15 protein-coding genes and 2 pseudogenes are annotated in these 20,697 nt (G+C 65.9%); 11 read left to right on the top strand and 6 right to left on the bottom strand.

Going from position 1 to position 20,697, the window contains the following annotated elements:
* Nucleotides 1-615: 615 nt before the first annotated feature.
* Nucleotides 616-3,342: a PQQ-dependent sugar dehydrogenase gene (locus tag EV652_RS40635; protein WP_158441525.1), complete on the bottom strand. Its 2,727-nt coding sequence runs from the start codon at nt 3,340-3,342 to the stop codon at nt 616-618.
* Between the two features lie 1,316 nt (nt 3,343-4,658).
* Here EV652_RS40635 and EV652_RS40630 point away from each other — a divergent pair.
* Both EV652_RS40630 and EV652_RS40625 read left to right on the top strand, forming a co-directional pair.
* Complete coding sequence (locus EV652_RS40630) at nt 4,659-5,978, top strand: helix-turn-helix domain-containing protein (RefSeq protein ID WP_132215731.1); 1,320 nt, start codon at nt 4,659-4,661, stop codon at nt 5,976-5,978.
* Between the two features lie 243 nt (nt 5,979-6,221).
* Nucleotides 6,222-7,506 (top strand): annotated as a pseudogene (locus tag EV652_RS40625) (integrase core domain-containing protein).
* A 277-nt stretch (nt 7,507-7,783) separates the two neighbouring features.
* Here the strand turns inward: EV652_RS40625 and EV652_RS40620 are convergent.
* Nucleotides 7,784-8,557 (bottom strand): 4a-hydroxytetrahydrobiopterin dehydratase, encoded by a 774-nt coding sequence (locus EV652_RS40620; protein ID WP_132215729.1) that lies wholly within the window; start codon nt 8,555-8,557, stop codon nt 7,784-7,786.
* A gap of 114 nt (nt 8,558-8,671) precedes the next feature.
* On the opposite strand from EV652_RS40620, the gene EV652_RS40615 reads away from it, so the two are divergent.
* The 4 genes from EV652_RS40615 (at nt 8,672) to EV652_RS40605 (ending at nt 12,588) form a co-directional block, all read left to right on the top strand.
* Nucleotides 8,672-9,643 (top strand): helix-turn-helix transcriptional regulator, encoded by a 972-nt coding sequence (locus EV652_RS40615; protein WP_158441523.1) that lies wholly within the window; start codon nt 8,672-8,674, stop codon nt 9,641-9,643.
* Nucleotides 9,644-9,801: 158 nt separating this feature from the next.
* Nucleotides 9,802-10,137: a hypothetical protein gene (locus EV652_RS40610; RefSeq protein WP_132209225.1), complete on the top strand. Its 336-nt coding sequence runs from the start codon at nt 9,802-9,804 to the stop codon at nt 10,135-10,137.
* A gap of 180 nt (nt 10,138-10,317) precedes the next feature.
* The gene (locus tag EV652_RS44945) at nt 10,318-10,929 is read left to right on the top strand and encodes a hypothetical protein (protein WP_199238686.1); all 612 of its coding nucleotides are present in this window, start codon (nt 10,318-10,320) and stop codon (nt 10,927-10,929) included.
* 30 nt (nt 10,930-10,959) lie between these two features.
* On the top strand, nt 10,960-12,588 hold the full coding sequence (locus EV652_RS40605; RefSeq protein WP_199238685.1) for a TraM recognition domain-containing protein: 1,629 nt from the start codon (nt 10,960-10,962) through the stop codon (nt 12,586-12,588).
* A 121-nt stretch (nt 12,589-12,709) separates the two neighbouring features.
* Here EV652_RS40605 and EV652_RS40600 read toward each other — a convergent pair whose 3' ends face one another.
* Together EV652_RS40600 and EV652_RS40595 are read right to left on the bottom strand one after the other, a co-directional pair.
* A complete protein-coding gene (locus EV652_RS40600; protein WP_242002307.1) occupies nt 12,710-13,483 on the bottom strand; it encodes a class I SAM-dependent methyltransferase in 774 nt (257 codons plus the stop codon).
* Nucleotides 13,484-13,705: 222 nt separating this feature from the next.
* Nucleotides 13,706-14,047, bottom strand: a complete 342-nt coding sequence (locus EV652_RS40595) for a hypothetical protein (RefSeq protein WP_132215723.1) — start codon at nt 14,045-14,047, stop codon at nt 13,706-13,708.
* Between the two features lie 568 nt (nt 14,048-14,615).
* Between EV652_RS40595 and EV652_RS40590 the strand changes: the two genes are divergently transcribed.
* The 3 genes from EV652_RS40590 to EV652_RS40580 all read left to right on the top strand — a co-directional run bounded on the left by EV652_RS40590 (nt 14,616) and on the right by EV652_RS40580 (nt 16,781).
* On the top strand, nt 14,616-14,849 hold the full coding sequence (locus EV652_RS40590; protein WP_132215720.1) for a hypothetical protein: 234 nt from the start codon (nt 14,616-14,618) through the stop codon (nt 14,847-14,849).
* Between the two features lie 934 nt (nt 14,850-15,783).
* Nucleotides 15,784-16,182 carry a hypothetical protein gene (locus EV652_RS40585; protein ID WP_199238684.1) on the top strand — a complete coding sequence of 133 codons (399 nt, stop codon included), beginning with the start codon at nt 15,784-15,786 and terminating at the stop codon, nt 16,180-16,182.
* Between the two features lie 245 nt (nt 16,183-16,427).
* The gene (locus EV652_RS40580) at nt 16,428-16,781 is read left to right on the top strand and encodes a hypothetical protein (RefSeq protein ID WP_132215717.1); all 354 of its coding nucleotides are present in this window, start codon (nt 16,428-16,430) and stop codon (nt 16,779-16,781) included.
* A gap of 79 nt (nt 16,782-16,860) precedes the next feature.
* On the opposite strand, the pseudogene EV652_RS46435 reads toward EV652_RS40580, so the two are convergent.
* Nucleotides 16,861-17,073: pseudogene (locus tag EV652_RS46435) on the bottom strand (WapI family immunity protein); the annotation flags it as partial.
* 192 nt (nt 17,074-17,265) lie between these two features.
* On the opposite strand from EV652_RS46435, the gene EV652_RS40575 reads away from it, so the two are divergent.
* The gene (locus EV652_RS40575; RefSeq protein WP_132215714.1) at nt 17,266-18,237 is read left to right on the top strand and encodes a DUF72 domain-containing protein; all 972 of its coding nucleotides are present in this window, start codon (nt 17,266-17,268) and stop codon (nt 18,235-18,237) included.
* 153 nt (nt 18,238-18,390) lie between these two features.
* On the opposite strand, the gene EV652_RS40570 is transcribed toward EV652_RS40575, so the two are convergent.
* Entirely contained in the window at nt 18,391-18,711 is a 321-nt protein-coding gene (locus EV652_RS40570) for a hypothetical protein (RefSeq protein WP_132215711.1), read from the bottom strand.
* 708 nt (nt 18,712-19,419) lie between these two features.
* On the opposite strand from EV652_RS40570, the gene EV652_RS40560 reads away from it, so the two are divergent.
* Nucleotides 19,420-20,553, top strand: a complete 1,134-nt coding sequence (locus EV652_RS40560) for a glutathione-independent formaldehyde dehydrogenase (RefSeq protein ID WP_132215755.1) — start codon at nt 19,420-19,422, stop codon at nt 20,551-20,553.
* Nucleotides 20,554-20,697: the final 144 nt, after the last annotated feature.

The following is a 20,697-nucleotide window of genomic DNA, read 5'->3' as shown; positions in this document are numbered from 1 at the left end:
TTGCGATCAGCTACGCCGTCAGCGATGAGAGCCGCGTCGCCATCCTCGACGCATTGGGAGATACCTCGTACGTCGTCTTCCTGCAGGACCAACGGAGCGAATGGAGACTCTTCGCCGGGCCGAAGCGCTGATCGGTTGGCGGCTGAACCGCGAAACGCAAGTACTCCCTGTCGTTCCGTACGCCGCCCCGCCATCGCCACCAATTGCGGCTCCTCCTCGGCCGGTGATGCGAGGTGCAAGCGGGCGCGGTTGGTCTGATCTGCATCCGTTTACGTCTGGCTCTTTCGCCGCATCATGGGCTCCGCCGCCGTCCTGAATGTGCTTCCGGCGGTCAGCGCGGCGACCGATCGGGATGCTCGACCAGCTGATCTCCACACCTCCCGCGGATCGAATCGTGGCGCCACGGCCGAGTCAGCCGAAGCGCAGCGCTACCTGACCACCGGTCCGGGCGCCCGGGACCGACTGGCGTTGCCTCGACTTCTCAGTTCAGCCGAACGCCCCGGTCGAAGATCCCGGACTCGAGATGTGGGTCACGCGGATTCACGGCCGATCCGCCAACAGTTAGAAACCTCCAAGGGACGCCCCGCCGGAAGCAGTTCCGGCGGGGCGGAGGGGTTACCTCGCGCCTAGGGGGCGGGGTAGTGGGCGGTCGCCGGGTTCGCCCCAGCGGAATGCGGGGGTGCCGTTGATCCACCAGACGCCGGTCGATGGGCGCCAGACGGCGAGGTCGGTTCGGGCGTCGCCGTTGAAGTCGCCGGTGAGGGGGATGTCGCCGTTGACTCCCCAGTTCTGGCTCGGGCGGCCGTTGATCCACCAGCCGCCGGTCGAGGGGCGCCAGACGGCCAGGTCGGTTCGGCCGTCACCGTTGTAGTCGGCCTGGACCGGGATGTCGCCGGCCTGACCCCAATGGATGGCTGCTCGTCCACGAATCCACCACATGCCGGTCGATGGGCGCCAGATCGCGAGTTCCATCTTGCCGTCACCGTTGTAGTCGCCCGGTACCGGCACGTCGCTCGGCCCGCCCCATTCGATCTGCAGGACGTTACGCACGTACCAGATACCTGTACTGGGTCGCCAGATCGCGAGGTCGGTACGACCGTTGACGCTGTAGTCACCCGGGACCGGGACGTCCCCGTTCCCGCCCCAACGGATGTCGAAGAGTCCGCGCGCCTGCCACATCCCGTCCGACGGACGCCAGCTCACCACGTCGGTCCGCCCGTCGGAGTTGACGTCCGCGGGGACCGGCAGGTCGGTGGCACCGCCGTACTGGGTGCTGAACAACCCATGGTCGAACCAGGTCGCCGTGGACGGCCGGAAGACCGTCCGGTCGGTGCGCCCGTCACCGTTGTAGTCGCCATACCGACCGGGTACGAAATTGGCGTAGTGCGCCGTCAGGGTCCGGTCGGCCGCGGGCATGATCAGTGTGTGCGTCTGCAGCCCGCTGTCGGACCAACTCGTGAACACGGTGCTGCCGGCCACGCCGGGAGCGGACACCTCGTTGCTCGAGTTCACCGCCACCTTGACACTGACCCGCTGGGCACCGTTGATGAGGACCGGTGCCGGGGCCAGCACAGTCAGCGTGCGCAGATCCGGCTCGGCGGAGTACACCTTCTCGGTCCGCACGCCGGCTTGGTCCACCACCGAAGCTGTGATCTGCATGCGTGTCTCGTCGCCGTGGTCGTCGAACAGATCCGTGTAGGTCGGCCCCGTGCTGGTCTGGCCGGGATGGAGATGGCACCCGCCGCCGGTGTCGCAATGGATCAGGTCGGTCCGCCAGGACACCGGGAGTGCGCCATCCTCGATGTCATTCGCGGAGGCGCTCAAGGAGACGGTGTCCCCGACGGCGTACTTCTTGTCGGGAGCAGACAGCGTGAGCACCGGCGAGTGGTTGTCCGGCACCACGGTGACGGTAGTGGCTGCCGCGGCACCGAGAGGATCCTCGACAGTGAGCTTCGCGCTCACCTTCCCCGGGGCCGAGTACTTGTGAGTTGCTACTGCACCCGCTCCCTGGCTGCCGTCGCCGAAGTCCCAGGTGTACGTGAGATCGTCGCCGTCCAGGTCGTACGAGGCCGAGCCGTCGAAGGTGACCGTCAAGGTGTCCGGGTTCACGGTGGTGCCGGCGCGCGGAACAGGCGCCCGGTTCCCGGCCGAGTAGCGCAGCCGGACCAGGTCGGACGAGAGGATGTCCGCGTAGTACACGTCTCCGTTCGGACCGGTCTTCAGCGCGACCGGCCCGCCGATACCGGTGGCGAAGCCCGCGGCCTCGGGGGCCCTGGTGATCTTGCCCTGCGCGTCGATCATCATGGTCCAGATCTTCTGCTGCGCGTAGTCCGCGAAGAAGTACGCGTCCCGGTACGCAGCCGGGTAGGACGTGCCCGTGTACCAAGTACCGCCGGTGACCGCCGCCTGGACGTTGGGCGACGCGTAGTTCCACAGCGGTCCCTGCACCGACTGCGTGTAGACCTGCTGGCACTGCGCGGTGTTGGCGTATCCCGGCTGCCGGCCCGGTCCCTCGTAGCAGGGCCAGCCGTAGTTCTTACCAGCGGCCAGCAGATTGATCTCCTCGTACGCAGTCCAGCCGACGTCGCCGATGAGTACCTGCCCGTTCCGCGGATCCACCGACATCCGGAACGGGTTGCGCAGGCCATACGCGTAGACCCTGCTTCGCCACGACGACGCAGATGCCGCGTTGTAGTAGGGGTTGCCAGGTACTCCGGCGCCGGTGACCGGATCGATCCTGAAGATCTTGCCGTAGGGGCCGTCCAGGTTCTGCGCCCGCAAGGCATCGGGGTTCGGGGAGGCGAGCGGCGCGGCGCTATCACCGATGCTGATCAGCAGCTTGCCGTCCGGCGCGACCAGAACCGTCCCACCGCCGTGGTAGACGCTGGTGAGCGGCGCCTCCAGCAGGACCTGTTCGCCGCCGAGCGTGGTCGGGTTGTCGACCGGCGCAGCCGTCCAGCGCGAGACGCGCATCACGCGGCTCCCGGTCGCGGTGGTCTGGGCGTACTGCAGGTAGAGCTGCCCCGTCCTGGCGTAATTCGGAGCCAGCGTGAGACCGAGCGCACCGAGATCACCCGTGTGCGAGACATCCGGAATCATCAGGAGCGTCCGCGGCGGCGCATCGTCCGACACCACGGTCAGGCGGCCGTCCCGCCCGAGCGTCAGCACCCGCTCGCCCGGCAGGAACTCGAAGTTCGTCAGATTCGCGGCCGACTGCCCGGTTGCGATCGGCACCGGCGTGAAGCCCGCCGGAATCACCACCGCGGTCTCGGCAGCGTCCGCCGGGGGAAGGGTCACCACAGCGCCGGCGATCAGTAGCGGCACAACCAGAAGAGCCGTCACCACCTTCCGCCCCCCGCTGACCATCGGCGCGCCAAAACGCCGCAACTCAAGCTTCATAACCGTTCCCCACCCACCATCGCCGGAAAGGCACCTACTGAGATGATGCGCGCTCAACGCCACATGTTGCGAATGGACTGCCCGGTCGAGCGTCTTGCTTGGCCAACTGCTCCACCCCGCGCGGTCCTCTCAGTCCGTCCAGTCCAGTTGAGGTTCGGGAATGCCCAGCTCACGGCCGTGGGCCTGCGCTTCCGCGCGGCCGTGCTCATACGAAGGCCAAACAGCACCCTGAGCAGTCCAAGAAGTCCGTCACCGTCGAGTGCGGGCCACTCACCTACACCGTCAAGTACCACGACATCCGGGCCCGCCGCCGCGCCGGAGACGCCGCGACCGAGACCGAGACCGAGCCCGACCCGAAGGACACCTGACAGCCCGGGCGGTTCCCTGTCCGCCTTACCCTAGGCAGGGAACCGCCCCGTGGGCCGATCAGCGCGCGAAGAGTTCCCGGACAGTGTTGTCGGTCTGTTCTATGCCGACATCCAGAGCGTGGCCGGCGAGCAGGTCATCGTGCTCGAGAACATCGGCCCACCGCACGGGCTGGGTCCGCTCGGTGTCGACATCTCATTCACGAAAGCCCGGGCGCACGGCCGATACAGTTCTTCCCGCCATCGAACTCGTAGTGGCTCCGGGCAACGCACGCAGCTCGTCACGCCAGCCAGATCAGCATGCAGAATCACCAATGCCGGGCGAGCCGTCGGTGATGTCTTGTTGTCGACGACCACCGGACTGGTCACCGCCCAGAGATGTCCGATGGACCGGCAGTCTCGAATCATCAGCAACGAACCGCCCACATACCCGCTCTGGGAGGATTGGCGACGCACCTCTTTACGCACCTGAATCAGCGCGAGAGGATGGTGAGCGATGAGAATCGATGTGCACGAGACACCCCCAAATCCCTTGCCAGTAAGAGCTTTCGCTCATCATCGACAACCGGTGATCAACCTCAGGTGGAAATCCGCGGGTTGTGGGTTCGAGTCCCACGGGGCCTACAAATCACGGCGCACAAAAGCCCAGGTCACATCGGTGTCCTGGGTTTCTTCATGCCCTCAGCGCACTCAAAACGCACTCGTTTGCCGACCGTCCGCTCCGAGCTGATCCGCCAAGACCCGGCACATCTGGGCTGCTGGACCGATCGGGCCGGCTTCATCTGATCGTGACTGTGCATCACATCACATCGCTTCGCATCCTTCTCGATTTCCCGGATTCTGCGGCCGAGCGGGCGTTAAGCAGCCAACCATCACACAGGTTGGAGGCTTGATATGCCGAGGCCACCACTGCCCATCGGAACCTGGGGACAGATCTCCACCTGGGCAGCGAAGACCGACCACAACGGCAGGCCCATCAGCCACAAGTCGCAGGCCGAGTTCCGCGACCACGACGGCCACGTGCGCCTCGTGTCCGCGTTCGGCAAGAACAAGACGGCAGCCGAGCGCGCCCTCCTCAAGAAGCTCCAGGACCGCGCCAAGACCAACCAGTCCGGCGAGCTCACCGCGATGCACAAGATCTCCCACCTCATCGACCTGTGGGAAACGAAGTTCGAGCAATGGGTCGCCGACGGGAAACGCTCGCCCACCTCACTGGACAACTACCGAGGCGCGATCAAGAACCACATCCGCCCTGCCCTCGGCGAACTCCGCATCGGCGAAGCCACCACTCAACGCATCGACACCGTAATCTCCAAGATCACCGAACGAGCCGGCGCCCCACGAGCCAAGACCTGCCGCGCCGTCCTGTCCGGCATGATGAAACTCGCCGTCCGCTACGGAGCCATCTCCGTCAACCCGGTCCGCGAGATCGAAGCCATCGAAGCCGAGGCCAAGAACCCACCCCGCTCCCTGACCAGCGAAGAAGTCACGCTCCTCAAAACACACCTCGCCACCGACGAGCGCGCCGTCCAAGCCGACCTCCCTGACCTAGTCACCTTCATGCTCGGCACCGGCGTCCGAATCGGCGAAGCCCTCGCCGTCCTCTGGCCCCAAGTCGACCTCGAAGCCGGCACCGTCGAGATCACCAGCACCATCGTCAGAGTCAAAGGCCAAGGACTCCTCCGCAGACGCACCAAATCCCGAGCCGGCCAACGCCGCCTCCACCTCCCCAACTGGGTCCTCGCGGCCCTCCGCAGCCGACACGCCGCCGGCATCCGCCTCGACGACCCGATCTTCACCGACACCATCGGCTGCTTCCGCGACCCCACCAACGTCCGCCTCTCCCTCCGCACCGCCCTCTCCCCCGTCGGCAGCACCGCCCGCCGCGACCTAGGCCTCTCCCTCCGAGCTCTCCGCCGCGAAACCGGCCTGTCCCGCAAGCAGGTCGCCGATCACCTCAACTGGGCCCAAACAAGGATCGAGCTCATCGAAACCGGCCGCGTCAAAGTCGACCACCAGCAGATGGCCACCCTCGTCGCGACCTACGGCATCCGCCTCGAGAACCATCACCCCCTGCTCGCCCAACTCCACGACGCCATGCAGCCCGCCGAGTCCGACAAGCTCGCCTGGATCCGGTCCCACGCCCTCCGCAAACCACCGCCACCGCCCTCGACGAACAAGGCCACACCGCCCGCCAGATCGCCGACCAGCTAGGTCAAGCCAAGGTCTCCATCACCCAGGACATCTACCTAGGCCGCCGAGCCGCCAACCCGGCCCCGCTGAGGCACTGGAGCGAGCCTTCGAAGACCCCGACCTTCCATGAGCTCAACTTGTCATGTCGCAGGACATCGGTGACGGTTCTGTACCAGGACATCGGTGACATTGCGACGGGTCTTGGTGGTGACACTTCGGTGAGTCGGCGGTGTCGGTGGTGCCTGGGGCCGGTCGACTGCGCGGGTGTCGAAGAACGAGCCTGTTGATCCTCGTGTCCGTCTCGCGATCACGCAGTGGCCGCCTGATGCGCCCCGCGGGGCGGTGACGACGTTCTGTGCCGAGCACGGTATCTCGCGTAAGACGTTCTACGAGATCCGGCGACGCAGTCTCGCCGACGGGCCCGCGGCGGCGTTGGAGCCGAGGTCTCGGCGTCCGAAGTCGAGCCCGTCGAAGCTGGCCGATGAGGTCAGGCGGCAGGCGATCGGGGTCCGTGCTGCACTCGAGCAGTCCGGGCTGGACTGTGGCCCGGTCAGCGTGCACGACAAGATGCGCGCGATGGGCTTGGAGGTTGTACCTTCGGTCGCGTCGCTGGCCAGGATCTTCCGCGAGGCCGGCGTGGCGCGGCTGGAGCCGAGGAAGAAGCCGAGGGCGGCATGGCGCCGGTTCGTGTATGCGGCCCCGAATGCCTGCTGGCAGCTCGATGCCACCGAGTACGTGCTCACCCGTGGGCGTAAGTGCGTGATCTTCCAGCTCATCGACGACCACTCCCGCTGCGCGGTCGCCTCCCACGTCGCGTGGGGCGAGACCGCCGAGGCGGCGATCGTCGTCTTCGACAAGGCCCAGCCGCCCATGGCGTGCCCCAACGGCTGCTGTCGGACAACGGGTCCGCGCTCAACCCGTCGCGCCGTGGACTCCTGGGTCAGCTCGTCGTCCACGTGATGGCCCTGGGCGTCGAGCCGATCACCGGCAAGCCCTACAAGCCAACCACCCAGGGCAAGAACGAACGCTTCCACCAGACCCTGTTCCGCTACCTCGACAAGCGGCCGCTGGCCGCCGATCTGACCGAGTTGCAGACCCAGATCGACGCCTTCGACCACATCTACAACACCCACGGCCCCATCAGGGCCTACCAGGCCGCGTCACACCCCTGACCGCCTGGGCGGCCACCGCGAAGGCCGAGGCTCCCCGCCCCACCCGTGAGCAGATCGCCCGCCCCCGCACTCATCACCCCCGCACCCACCGGCCCCGACCCGCACCCGTGCCGGCTGATCTGCCCCCCGACACCGTCGTCAAGAAGCTGACCAGCGCCGGCATGTTCTACCTGGACAAGGTCCAGTACCTGGTCGGCGCCCAATGCGGCTTCCAGCAGGTCCTCGTCATCACCGACGGCGACAACATCACCGTCACCGACCTCGAAGGCGAGATCCTCATCGAGCACACCCGACCCGCCCCCGGCACCACCTACGTCGGCAACGGCTGGCCACCCGGACCGCACACCGACAAATCGCGAACGTCACCGAAGTCCTGAGACACCAACCGTTACCGATGTCCTGACACAGAACCGTCACCGATGTCCTGAGACATCACATCCGTGAGCTCAACTACCCGGCCCCCGACTAGAACATATGTTCCCTTAAGCCTGCATAACGATGTCGTCCATGTAGCCGAAGCGGACTCGCTCTGCGTAGGCGCGGTGACAGCTGGTCGTTATCTGGGGTGTTGTCGACGCTTCGCGGGCGGTCCAGCGCATGGGGTTCACCTGATGCCGCGCGGGACCCTGGCCGCTGAAGTCGGGCACGTCAGGCCTACGGTGTACCGACGCCCGGTCGCGTTGAGTGTCGCCGCTCTGAGTCAGCTTCGGTCGACCAATTGGTTCCTCCGGGTCGGTACTGCGAATCGCACAGGGCGCTGTCGCCGGGTTGCCAGGTGCACAGGTAGAGGTGGTTGCCGTCGGGGTCGGACAGCACCCAGGCCGCCGGTGCGCCCTGGTCGCTAACGAGCGTGCCGCCGGCGGCCAATGCCGCGTCGATCCGGGGCCGCACCTGAGCTGGGTCGACCCACAGATGCGGATGCCAGACTCGCTGTGTCGATCGAGCATCTGCGGTCTGGAACCAGATCATGGGCAGTCCTGTGCGGGGGTCGCCGACGTCGCCCCAGTCCTCGGTGCCGATGACGTGGTGGGAGTCCAGCACTGCTGCCCAGAACGGTGCGATTTTGTCGTAGGCCGGTGTGTCCAGGCCGAGTTCGATTCGGGTGAGGCTGCTGCATTCGAGGTCCGCGCCGGCGGCGGCGACGATGTCGGTGATCTGACGAGCCAGGGTCACGTCGGTTTCGGTCACGCCGCCGCCATCACGGCTGGACAGCCGGACATCGACCTGGAAGGGCCGCAGGTCAAGGTCTGCGTGATGGCCAAGGGCTTCGGCAGCCTGCCCGATCGATTCCACGATCCGCAGCCCTTGGGTGAAGCTCTCGGTGTGGATTCGTGTTTCCAGGCCGCCTTGCCCAAACGACAGCAGCAAGGTCCAGCCATCGAGGTCGGCTGCAGCGATCTGCTGTCCGGTCAGCACCTGTGTGGTCATGGGTAATCCCGTCTCTCCGCGGTGATGTCCAGGCCGGATCGCTCGGACATGGTGAGACCGTACGAAACAAAACCGGCCAACCGTGTGTCCTGTTTCCCTGCTAATTTTGCGTTCATGCGCGCCGAGCGTCTGGTGGCCATTGCGCTGCTGCTGCAAGCGCATCGAAGAATGACCGCGCCCGAGCTGGCGCGGCGCCTCGACGTATCCGAGCGAACGATCCGCCGCGATCTGGACGCGTTGCTGCTCTCCGGTCTACCGCTGTATTCCGAACGCGGCCGCCGGGGTGGGTGGGCGTTGCTCGACGGTCCTGCGATCAACCTTTCGGCGCTGACCCCGCAGGAGGCGCAGGCGCTGTTCCTGGTGACCGGACCGGAACTGCTGACCGGCCTCGGGCTGGAACAAGGGGTCACCTCAGCGGTCCGCAAGCTGATCGAGGCCCTCCCAGCGACCACCCGCGAGCAGGCCGACCGTACTCGGCAGGCCATCCACATCGACCCCACTCGGTGGGGCCGTACCGCGCAACCCGCGCCCGCCACGCTCGTGCCGTTGCGGGACGCCGTGATCGCCGGAGTCCAGGTAGACCTCACCTACGCTCCACCAGGAGCCGAAACGGCCGTGCATCGCGTCCATCCGTACGGTCTGGTGTCCAAGAGCGCTATTTGGTACCTCGTTGCCGGTGCAGACGCGGGCCTGCGAACCTTTCGCGTTTCCTGGACCACGAACGCCGACGTCACCACCGAAGCCGTCGAGCGGCCCGACGACTTCGATCTCATCCGGGCCTGGGAGGACGTCACCCGGCGCCGAGTGCCCTGCTCCAGCAATCGCGTCGAAGTAGAGTTCCAGGTTCGTCCAGAGGATCTCAGCCGAGTCGCCTTGGCGCTGTCGGAAGACACCCAACTCCGCCCGATCGACAGCAAAACTGGACCGGCACGCCGGTTCACAGCGACCTTCAGCTCGGTCCATGAGGCGGCCTGTGAGTTGATCTACCTCGGTGAAGGCGTGCAAGTGCTCGAACCGGCGTCCGTACGCGCCGAGCTGGTGCGAATTGGGCACCGGTTGATCGCGGCACACACCCCGAAGTGGTGATGGCTTGTCACCAGCTGCGCGTCGCCCGGGTCGGCGCCCCATCCGAGCCGCGGCCGGCGTCGCGAACACTGTCCAGGACGCAGAACCCCAGGTCACACACTGAAGTTCGGGATTTGAGCTTAAGGGAACCTATGTTCGACTATCGCTGGTCTGAGGTCATGCTTGGGCGGTTCACGGTGCGACCGGCCGACGACGGATCGAACAGATTCGGCGTCTGGGACGGCGCGGTCAACGGGTGGCGGGCAACAGACATCGACGACGAGACGGAGGCACACCGGATAGCCAGCGATCTCGACGTCCAGTACGACGCGCACGGCCCGCGACCGGCCGACGCCATCCGCAAAGTGGACCCGGCCCAGCCGGTCCAGCGCGCCCAGTGGCAGAACGGCGAACTCGACGTCTGGATCCGCGACAACGGCGAATGGCTCGGCCGCGTCCGCGACAAGGACGGCCGCGTCACCTGGATCCCCGGCACCGACCTCCGCCCGCTCTAGCTCAAGCGACCTGCCTATTGGGGCAGGCCTCGCCGAAGGCCCGGCGACGGAACCGATGACGGCTTCCAAGCCGACGCGGACGCGGGCTAGGCGGAGGTGTCCTGACCGTGGTGCAGTGCGAACGCGAACCAACAACCTGCTCGCACCACAAACATCGGCGTCGTCATCCTCATCGGTGTCGTGTTCGGTGTCGCGATCGCGTGGGGTTCGCTGAAGCTCGGCATAGCCTGGGCCGGTACGACGGCCACCGTGCCGAACAACCCGCTCAACCTGCTCCTGCAGCTGGCCGCCGGCAGGATCCCGTGGCCGCGGGAAGCGACGTATTCCGCCGGAATCATCGCCGCGGCCGTCGTACTGCTCGCCGTAGCAGTCGCGGTGCTGGCGACCCGGGTACGGCGCCGCCGGACCCGAGTCGACCCCGCCGCGAAGCACCTCGGCCGCGGCCGCGACATCGAACCCACCTCGAGGACCGCAGTAACCGCGACCGCGGCACGGCTCGGCGTGATCGCCGACGCCCCGGGAGTGTTCCTCGGCCGCACCGTCGCCTCCGGCGCCGACGTGGCCGGAGTTCAACCCGCACCAGTTCGTACGCCGCGGCGGCACCCTCTACAGCCTGTCCCGCGAAGGCGCTGGCAACGCCGACCGCTCGTCACCGCGCTCACCTTCGCCGTCGTCAAAAGCCGCCGAGGACTACGCCACCACCTGCCCCGGTGGCCGCCTCCCCGTCCCGATGATCGGCGTCCTCGACGAGGCGCGAACGTGTGCCGCTGGAAAGACCTCCCCGACCTCTAGAGCCACTACGGTTCCCGCGGCATCGTCCTGATGACGATCCTCCAGTCATGGGCGCAAGACGTGGACTGCTGGGGCGAGCGCGGCATGGAGAAACTCTGGTCCGCCGCCAACCGCCGCATCTACGGCGGCGGTGTCTCCGACGCCGCCTTCCTCGACCGGCTCAGCAAACTCATCGGCGACCGCGAGTTCCTCCGCTCGTCGCTGTCGACCAGCAAGCAAGGCACGTCAGTGAACCGGCAGCTGCAGCGCGAGCAGATCCTCGACTTGCGGCCCGCTGGCCCGAAGGCAGGCTCTGCAACATCTGCTACTTCGACGCCGTCCACACCCGGGGCATCTGCCCAGAGTGCCTCCAGGACCGCCTGCTGCCGGGACCGCCGAACGCCGACGGCCATCCCATCTGCTCGACCTGCGCTGACATCCCCTACGACTTCCACTGCGAACGCTGCGACGTCGAAGCCGGCCACCACCGCGGACAGCTTTGCGCCCGCTGCGCCTTGCGGGATGACCTCCACGGGCTACTGGGGCGGGGCACCGAGCAACCCCGCAATGGTCGGACTCATCGAGGCGCTCTGTGCATCGGATCGGCCCGAGTCGATCTTCGTCTGGAAGCGCTCGCCCAAGGTCCAAGCGCTCCTTCGTGACCTGGGTGACGGGACCATTCCGGTGACTCACGAGGGGCTCGACACGGTCCCCGGCAAGCCCACCGAACATCTCCGGGCCCTGCTCCAGCACCATGACCTACTCCCCCAGCGCGACCCCTACCTTCCCCGCTTCGAGCAGTGGGTCGACGCGAAACTCGACGGACTTCCTGACGAGGTGCGGCAACCAGTGCTGCACTTCGCCACCTGGCACCACCTACGCCGTATCCGCGCCAAAGCGGCAGCCGGCGCCGCAACGCGTGGCCCGGTCCACTCCGCGAAGCAGGAGATCACCGAAACGGTGAAGTTCCTCGTGTGGCTTCACGAGACCTACCAGCGCACAGCCGCCACGTGTACCCAGCAGGATGTCGACGAATGGCTGGCCACCGGACCGACGACGCGCAGCGCGATCCGGACCTTCTTCGTGCTCGCGAAGAAGTCCCGCCTCAACACCGAGGTCACCATCCAGCATCGAGCGGCGAGGACGAGTCGTTCGCTGAGCCAGGACCAGCGGCTCGCCTGGATCCACGAACTCCTCACCGGCACAAGTGAGTCGCTCCCCTACCGCGTGGCCGGCATGCTCCTGCTGCTCTACGCCCAGCCGCTGGTCAAGGTCGTCACCTTCCAGACCCGCATCGTCGACGACAGCGAGACAGGCATGAGCATCAAGCTCGGGGCGCACCCGACTGACGTTCCCGAACCGTTCGCGTCGCTCATTAGGGAGTATCTCGCCACGCGTCCCAATCTTCGTACCGGCGCCGGAACCGACAGCCCTTGGATGTTCCCGAGCACCCTCGCCGGCCGCCACCTGCATCCGAACACCGTCATGGACCGGCTCCGCGACCTCGGCGTGAACCTCCTCGGCGCCCGCAACCGAGCCATCGGCGAACTCGTCCTCGAGTGCCCTCCGTCGCTGGTTGCCGACGCCCTCGGGTACAGCCACCAAGTCGCGTTCCTCCATGCTGAGAAGGCCGCAGAACCCTGGGCGCGCTACGCGGGCCGCCGTGTCCGCTCGCCGTAATGCACGCAGCAGGACTCCTCGTCCGAGGCGTTGCGTTGACCGCCTGAACCCGCACCGATGAGAGGGCGCAAGCGTCCTGCGAGCAACCGCGCGGTCCGGCCAGGGGCTGAGAGCCCGGTGTCTATACCTTGCTCGCGACCACCATGTAGTTCTCGGCCTCAAGATCGAACGTGCTCACTTCCGTCCGGAGTCCGACCCGGTGCAGCTCGACTTCGAGTTCCTCGTACCGGTAGGGCCAGCAGGACAGCAGTTCTGAGCGGACAAGAACCAATCCAGTCGCATCAACTTGCGCGATCGCAATCTCGATGTGGTGCTCCTCCTCCCAATGCGGCGCAATCTCCCAGCGGTAGACCACGACGGCATCGCGACCGTTCCGGCGGACGAGTCGGTCACTGATGTCGAGCCGGGAACCTCTGGCCCTCACGAGTTCCCAAGTGCGGGATGTGAGTACCAAGCGCCCGCCAGGGCGCAGAAGGCGTGACATCGACTCCAGAGCAGCACCCCTGCCTGTCGCGCCCGCGGCATGGTGAAGCGAGTTGCCAACGCAGAACACCATGTCGAACATGTCGTCCTCGAATTGGTCGGGCAACTCTTCCCAGTTCGCCCGCACGGCCCGGACGGATGCCCCGAACTCCTCAGACAACTCTGCAGTCCGACGAACCATCGCTTCGCTGGCGTCAGTTGCGACAACCTGCATGCCACGACCGGCGAGGCCAACCGCCAACTGTCCGGTTCCGCACGAACAGTCGAGGACGTGAGCGTTCGACGGCAGGAGACTGAGGAGGTCATCGAACGACGCAGCGAACTCGGCTGGAGGCAACTTTGCATCTGAGATGAGCCATTCGTACACCTCGGCAAGCACGTCATAATTCGTCACAACCACTACCTCCGTCACGCGGCAGACTCACGGTGGGACGTCAGTCCATCAGCGGAGCGAGCCGGGCACCAATGGTTTTCGCAAGGACAACCCGTCCGCGCATGCGCGCGGATAGCGCGAGCTGATCCGCTCGGTCATTCGCCGTGTTCGGCGCTTCGGAACTATCAATACGTCCGAAACTTGATACGCAGCGTGTCCAGTACTAAATGCTATCTAGCTCCTTACGTTCGGGCCCCACTCCTACGGGTAGTCCTCAACGGTGAACTTGTAGGAACCGCTTCCTTTGAGTCCAGAGTCAGTCGCAACGCTCATCTGGATGACGTAGCGTCCTCGCGGCACTGACAGATTCCCACCGACGTAGATGCCGTCACACCCGACCACCTTGCCTGTCTCGAAGACCTGCTTAACGCCACTCCGATACAACTTCCAGGTGAGATAGCAGCCCTCGGTCAGCCGGCCCTCGTCCGTCATGACCGTGGTATTCAGGAGGAAGCAGAACAGGTGAGCGTGATCTGGGCAACCGCCCGCCGCGTTCGGCCCCACCTTGTAAGTGGAGTCGATCTCCACCGCCACTCTGATCACGCCTCCACTCGTTGTCGACGGGGCATCCGGTGTAGCGCTTGAACCTGGAGCACTCGGCTCCGATGTCGACGAATCTGGGGTGGCTGGAGCCGACATTGACGCGGATGGATTCGGTGCAGGGTTTCCGGCGCCTGAACGTGCATCGGCATGGGCTATCCAAATAGAGATCAGTGTGACGGCCACAGCGGCGATCGCGGCCCAAGCCGCCACGTAGTAGACGTTCCATCGCCCGCTCGGCTGACCCGAGCCTTGCGCATCCATGACAGACGGAACCAGCAGCGCTGCGGGGAAGTACATCGTGTTGAGAATCGATCGTTATCTAGAGCTGCGGCTGCGGGCGTTGCCGTGACCTTGGCGTTCTCGTCGCGGACGGTGTCCTGAACGGGGCATTCGGGGTCTCATGTCCGCGGCGCCGGTAGGCGGATCGTTATCGAAGAGCGACGCCTGGACGGGGCTTCGCTGCTAGATGGCCGGTGGGCGTTCCACTTACGGGACGTCCGAACGTGCCGAGATCCGAGCAGATCTATTCAGGGGCGGCACAAGCGGCAGCCCTGGCAGACTGCGTTGTGTGTCTACCGTCGATGCCTTGCCGTTCTACTCCCTGGTGCGCACCCGTGGACCGGGCACCTGGGTCGTTCCCAACAAGCCCCTTGGACTCGGCGCTGTCCTCGGACGAGCGCAAGGTCCGAGCGGCTGGGAGTATGCGGTCATCATCGGCGAAACGACCTATAGCTTCGCGCATGACGAACTGGAGCCGCTCGGCGTGGTCCTCGACCGGTCGGTCTTCTTCGATGACGAGTAGTACGCACCCGCGGGCTCAAGGCGCACTCAACTGCCGCCGAGGGTAAAGCGCGCTCATGCCGAATTGAGGACGTTGCTGCGTGCGGCGATTCGCCACTGACGGTGCCGCCCCATAGACGTGGCCCAGGTCCCTTCGGGCCTTTAGGATGCACGACGCCGGCGACCGGACCCCTGTCAGCTGGCAAGAGCGGGTGCCTTCGGGTCATCATGTTGGGTGCCCACCAACGCCACTGCCTACGACACCGCGCTCGTCGTTGAGCCGTTCCCACCCACCGACTCTGATGGATTCCGGACAGCGTGGACGTGGCTTGAACAGCGCCAACTGGAGGTTGGTGGCCAAATCTTGGTCTACGCATTGTTGTTCGATCACCCGGGCCTGGCCGGCTATCGCCACGACCGGGGTGTTCGTCTGGCCAGCCACAAGTACGCTCGTGGAGTACTGGGCTGGGACGGCGGACCTGTCCTCGCTCTCAACCCCAGCCGGGACAGCGTCGGCACGATCGCTGAGGATCCGCGGACGCGGGCCTTGTGCGTTCTGGCAAGTCAACACATCTCCACGCTCAAGTCTGTCGATGGTTGGCGGCTCGCTGCACGACCGCGCCCCCTAGGTGCAGTACCACCGGTCACGGCACACCCCGATGCCGTCGACGCGGTCGCAGTCGCCGGTCTGCGCGCGATTCAGGGTGTGATCGAGGCAGACCCCGACGGGCTGCCAAGGCGACGAGCAGAGCGCGCCAGAATCGTCGCTCAGCTCAGGGCTACTGGACGGTGTCCAGGCGCCAACGACGCCTACGCGTGGGCTCTGGTCAACGGCTGGTCGGCCCGAGCAGCGGAGGTTCTCCGTTCGATCGCCGGCAACGTTCACGCGACGCAGAGCCCCGATCAGCCGGGTCACTCCAACCCAGTCGGCCTAACCACCCAACAGCGCCCCGATCGTGCCGATTCCTCTGACCACTAGGCACCGTCACCAGCCGCGCCAGACCCGCGAAATCTCGGAACTCGATGCGTCCGGATTTGCCGCATTCCGCGCGCTCATGCCGACGAGCGATCACGGCTCGACGTATGCTCCGCAGGTGCTTCATGAGTTGTGGGAGGACCCTGATGACGATGCCGGATACTCGCTGACGTTATGCCTCGCCGGCCCGAGAGGGGAAGCAGCCCGCTCATTGCTTTCGCCATCCGCTCGCCTGACGTGGAGCCTGGAGGCCGAAAGCCACTTCCAGGCGATGACTTTGTACTACGAGCACATGGGCTGGGGACTGTACACCAGCCGAGACGAGCGGGATTTACCGACCTACGCCGAGCTTGGGTGGGAGGACGAAGGCGAAGGTTGAGATGCACACGCCGTCGCGGTCGCGGAAGCCGAGGGTCGCTCATGCCGCCGTCGGGGGCGGAGCGCCCGTATAGCCGCGGTCAGAGTTAATCGCTGCGCCATCCCGCAAGGGCCACACGGAAACGATCTAGTGGGTACTTGCTGTCGATCCTGGGTTCTGGCGGGGTCGTCGCCCGCGTGGAAGTCTGGAGTGTGGAGCGCGCAGCGCCGGTGCCGCCGGTCGGTGAAGCTCCAGGAGGTCACCCAATGAAGGTGCGACTACGCGGGTTCGGCTCCATCGAGGTTGAGGGGCGAGAGTACGACCACGACATCGTCATCGAGGGTGGCCGGATCCGGAAACGGAAGAAGGGGCCTTCGAAGCCGTACCGAGGCGAGTTCGGGCACACACCACTGTCTGCCGAGGAGGAACTCCCCTGGGGTGGAAGCCGGCTGATCATCGGCACCGGGGTCTACGGCTCGCTGCCGATCATGCCCGAGGTCACCAAGGAGGCCGGGCGGCGGCACGTGGACCTCACCGCCATCCCCACAGAAGACGCATGCCACCTGATCGCAGACCTCAACAAGCGTGAGGTCCACGCAGTACTTCACGTCACGTGCTGACTGTGAGTCCAGCGCACTCTGATGCCGCAGACACGGAACGTCCTGAACTGCAGAGTTGAGGACGTTGAGCAGGTGCTGGTCAGGGCCGGCCAACGATCGGGAAGACTCCTTCGATCTCCGTTAGCTGAGAAAGCCAAGCTGGTAGGTACGTCTGATCGAGGTCGTGCAGTTCGAACGCCAACCGATTCCCTACGCCGAGCCGGTCCACGACTTCGCCGGACACCGTCAGGCTTCCATTCGGCCTGCATTCGATCGTCAGATCAATCCAGTTCTCCATGCTCTGGAGGACCGCGGTGCCCGAGCAAGTTGTCGTTGATGAACCTCAATCCCTCAGCGAGCCTGTGTAGCAACGAGGCGCCGACTGGGAACCCAAACCCAGCGGCGCCTCGCCATGCCCTTGACACCCAAGCACTCCATATCAGAACCGTAGAAGGCGTCTCAAGCCCAGGTTCACGCGAGCCTTCCGAGGGAGCATGGTAGAGGTGTGGCGTCACATGCGCGTGCACAGTCCGGCGCGGCGGCAAAGGCCTCCATCATCCGGTCGTTGGCGGAGAGCGGTCTGAGCCTCGGTATCGCGGCATGGACGGAGCCGTCGCTGGTTGAGAGTGGCGAGCTGTATCCGCCGGACGTGGTCACCGCGGAGCAGCGGTTGCGGTATTACGCCGAGTGCTACCCCCTGACCGAGGTTGACTCCACGTTCTACCACCCGCTCGCACAACGCACGGCCGCTCTCTGGGCGGCGCGGACCCCGCCCGGATTCGTGTTTGACGTGAAGGCGTTCCGCCTGCTGACACACCACCCGACGCCACCATCAACGCTATGGCGCGACCTGCGGGAGGCGCTTCCGCCCGAGCAGGCCGGCAAGCCACGGGTGTATGCCCGCGACCTGCCGCGTGAGCTCGTGGCGCAGGCATTGCGTCGCTTCGCCGCGTCAGTCGAACCGCTGCGGACCGGGGGGCACCTCGGAATCGTGCTGTTCCAGTTGCCGCGGTACGTGTACCCGTCCCGGGCGTCCTACGGCTACCTCGAGTGGGTGTCGGAGCAGTTGCCGGACGTGCAGGTCGGCGTCGAGTTCCGGCAAAGCCGCTGGATGGATGACGACCACTGCCAGGGCACGCTTGACTTCCTCACCCGACACGGCCTGACCTACGTGTGTGTCGATGAACCACAGGGTTTCCCCAGCTCAGTCCCCCCGGTCGCAGCCGCCACGTCCGACGTCGCAGTGGTGCGCTTCCACGGGCGCAATACCGAGCGGTGGGAAGCGCGCGGCGTGAGGCCGGTGCAGCGCCACACGTATGAGTACCGGCCCGAGGAACTCGCCGAATGGGTGCCGCGGATCAGGGCGCTGCATGAGCACGGCAGACCCGTACACCTGATTTTCACCAACGTCCACCGCGGCTACGCGGCTCACAGCGCGCGGATACTTGCGCGACTCTTGTCCGACAGAGACGGCTGAACCACAAGGCGAACACCCTGCTAGACATCGCTCCGCAGCCCCGCTGGGTGCCGCCGCTGGTCGCGGGCGGAAAGCCGATGAGCCGGGGCTGTTGCCAGGCAAGGTCGCGAGGTCCGCGACAGTCGGCAGCGATAAACAGGGGGTGAGCCACACCTAAAGCTGCACCCGGCCGTCGAGCAACCCGACCGATTGGGCCCGACCCAGCGCGTCGACGGCCGTACCCTGTGCTGCCGGCCACGGCCAGTCCTCCCCATAGAAGGAGTCGCGCCGGGCCAGACCACCAGCAGCGGTCCCCGCCCACTGCGCCGCACCTCGAACAGGAACAGGCTGGGCCGGGTGGGCAGCTCGATAGGGGTCGGCCAGCAGCACGAACGTCTCGGCGGCTGGGCACCGGTGGCGCAGCTCGGTGCCTCGAAGTCCATCATGGCTGACATAGGCGACTACGAGTCGCCCCGTACGCCCAGCGGGAAACACTGACCTCCTAACGACATTGTCGCCACAAATGAGACGGCACTACCAGCTGCCTTGTCGGGCTCCGAGGCCTGGTCGCGGAACTGCCGGGCGTGAGGAGCAGCGGGCGGACGGGACTCAGCGGTGAGCCAGAAAAACCGCCCATCGTGAAGCTGTGCGAGGTTGCTGCTTGGATTGGCAACGGAGAGCGCGGCCAGGCTTTGAGATTTGTCTTCGACCGCCCGCGGCCAGAGAGGCGAAGGCGCGAAATCCTAGCGCCTGAGATCTACGGCTGCGGCAAGTCCAAGGGGCCCGTTGGTCTACCGCCCGGCGGTCACTGGCCTGGCTCGGATCCGCCCTCGGCGAACTCCCACCATGCCAACGGCAGCCAGTCACTGCCGACGAACGCATCCACACTCGCCCCACGGCCCGTAATCAGGACACTGGTCCCCGGGGGGTACACGACACCTGACAGGCCTGGGACGGAAACGAGCAAGGTCCCGATCCGCCGCGACATCCGCTGCTCCTCACCTGTTTGGGGGGATGACACTAGCCACATGAGGGATGACACTCGAGGCTTCCCGCCAGTCTACTTTGTGCAGCGCATGCTGGCTGCGAGCGATTCCGCCGCTCCTACACGCTGCGGAGTCGGACTTTCGCTCGGGACCGGTCCCGGAGCAGACAGCCGCGCGTCGAATCAGAGGTCTGCATCGAGGATGGGAGTTGACTGACATGAAGGCTGTTGTCTACAAAGCACCGTTCCAGGTAGCGGTCGAAGAGGTGGAGGATCCGCGGATTGAGCACCCGAGTGACGTGATCGTACGGATCACGACGAGCGCGATCTGCGGTTCGGATCTGCACATGTACGAGGGGCGGACCGCGGCCGAGCCCGGCATCGTCTTCGGGCACGAGAACCTGGGCATCGTCGAGCAGGTCGGGTCCGGGGTCACCTCGCTCACGCACGGCGATCGTGTCGTGATGCCGTTCAACGTCGCCTGCGGCTTCTGCAAGAACTGTATCGACGGCTATACCGGATACTGCCTGACCGTGAACCCCGGATTCGCCGGCGGAGCATACGGCTACGTGGCCATGGGCCCATACAAGGGTGGCCAGGCGGAGTACCTGCGTGTCCCCTACGCCGACTTCAACTGCCTGAAGCTGCCCGCGGGCACCGAGCACGAGGCCGACTTCGTACTGCTCGCCGACATCTTCCCGACCGGCTACCACGGTTGCGAGCTGGCCGCGGTCTCCCCGGGCGAGAGCGTCGCCGTCTACGGCGGCGGACCGGTCGGCCTGATGGCCGCCTACTCCGCGCTGCTCCGGGGCGCCTCCATGGTCCTGGTCGTCGACCGGGTACCCGAACGGCTGCAGAAGGCTCAAGACATCGGAGCCATCCCGATCAATTTCCAGCAGGCCGACGCGGTCGAACAGATCAAGCAGCACACGAACGGCGAGGGCACCGACAAGGGGGTCGACGCCGTCGGCTACCAGGCCCAGACCTCCACCGGGGACCGCGAGGAGCCCGCCGTGGTCCTCAACTCGCTCATCCGGTCCGTTCGAGCGACCGGAAGGATCGGAGTGCCGGGGCTCTACGTACCGGCCGACCCCGGCGCGCCGGACGAAGCCGCGAAGCAAGGGATGCTCCTGGTGGCCGTCGGCAAGCTCTTCGAGAAGGGCCTGCGCATCGGCACCGGGCAATGCAACGTGAAGCGCTACAACCGGCAACTCCGCGATCTCATCATCACCGGCCGCGCAACGCCGAGCTTCGTCGTCTCCCACGAGCTGCCCCTCGATCAGGCACCCACCGCTTACGAGAAGTTCGACAAACGCGTCGAGGGCTACACCAAAGTGCTTCTGCACCCATAGCGGTAAAGCACAGCGATGCTCCTGACCGCTAATACCAGCAGCTGGTGCAGGGCGAGTGGTGTCGCGCGGGCCGGACTCGAACCGCGACCCAGGGATAGCCCCTGTCATAGCAGCAGATTGCGGCCCTCAGGACTTCGCGCCTTC

Source organism: Kribbella steppae (assembly GCF_004342025.1).
Taxonomy (GTDB): domain Bacteria; phylum Actinomycetota; class Actinomycetes; order Propionibacteriales; family Kribbellaceae; genus Kribbella; species Kribbella steppae.
Note: the sequence above shows the minus strand (reverse complement) of the source record. Positions and strands in the feature narration are given on the sequence as shown.

What these genes read in the sequence shown, in the direction of transcription:
- EV652_RS40630 (WP_132215731.1), top strand. Translation starts at nt 4,659, where the DNA reads ATGCCGAGGCCACCACTGCCCATCGGAACCTGGGGACAGATCTCCACC.
- EV652_RS40620 (WP_132215729.1), bottom strand. Translation starts at nt 8,557, where the DNA reads ATGACCACACAGGTGCTGACCGGACAGCAGATCGCTGCAGCCGACCTC.
- EV652_RS40615 (WP_158441523.1), top strand. Translation starts at nt 8,672, where the DNA reads ATGCGCGCCGAGCGTCTGGTGGCCATTGCGCTGCTGCTGCAAGCGCAT.
- EV652_RS40610 (WP_132209225.1), top strand. Translation starts at nt 9,802, where the DNA reads ATGCTTGGGCGGTTCACGGTGCGACCGGCCGACGACGGATCGAACAGA.
- EV652_RS40605 (WP_199238685.1), top strand. Translation starts at nt 10,960, where the DNA reads ATGACGATCCTCCAGTCATGGGCGCAAGACGTGGACTGCTGGGGCGAG.
- EV652_RS40580 (WP_132215717.1), top strand. Translation starts at nt 16,428, where the DNA reads ATGAAGGTGCGACTACGCGGGTTCGGCTCCATCGAGGTTGAGGGGCGA.
- EV652_RS40560 (WP_132215755.1), top strand. Translation starts at nt 19,420, where the DNA reads ATGAAGGCTGTTGTCTACAAAGCACCGTTCCAGGTAGCGGTCGAAGAG.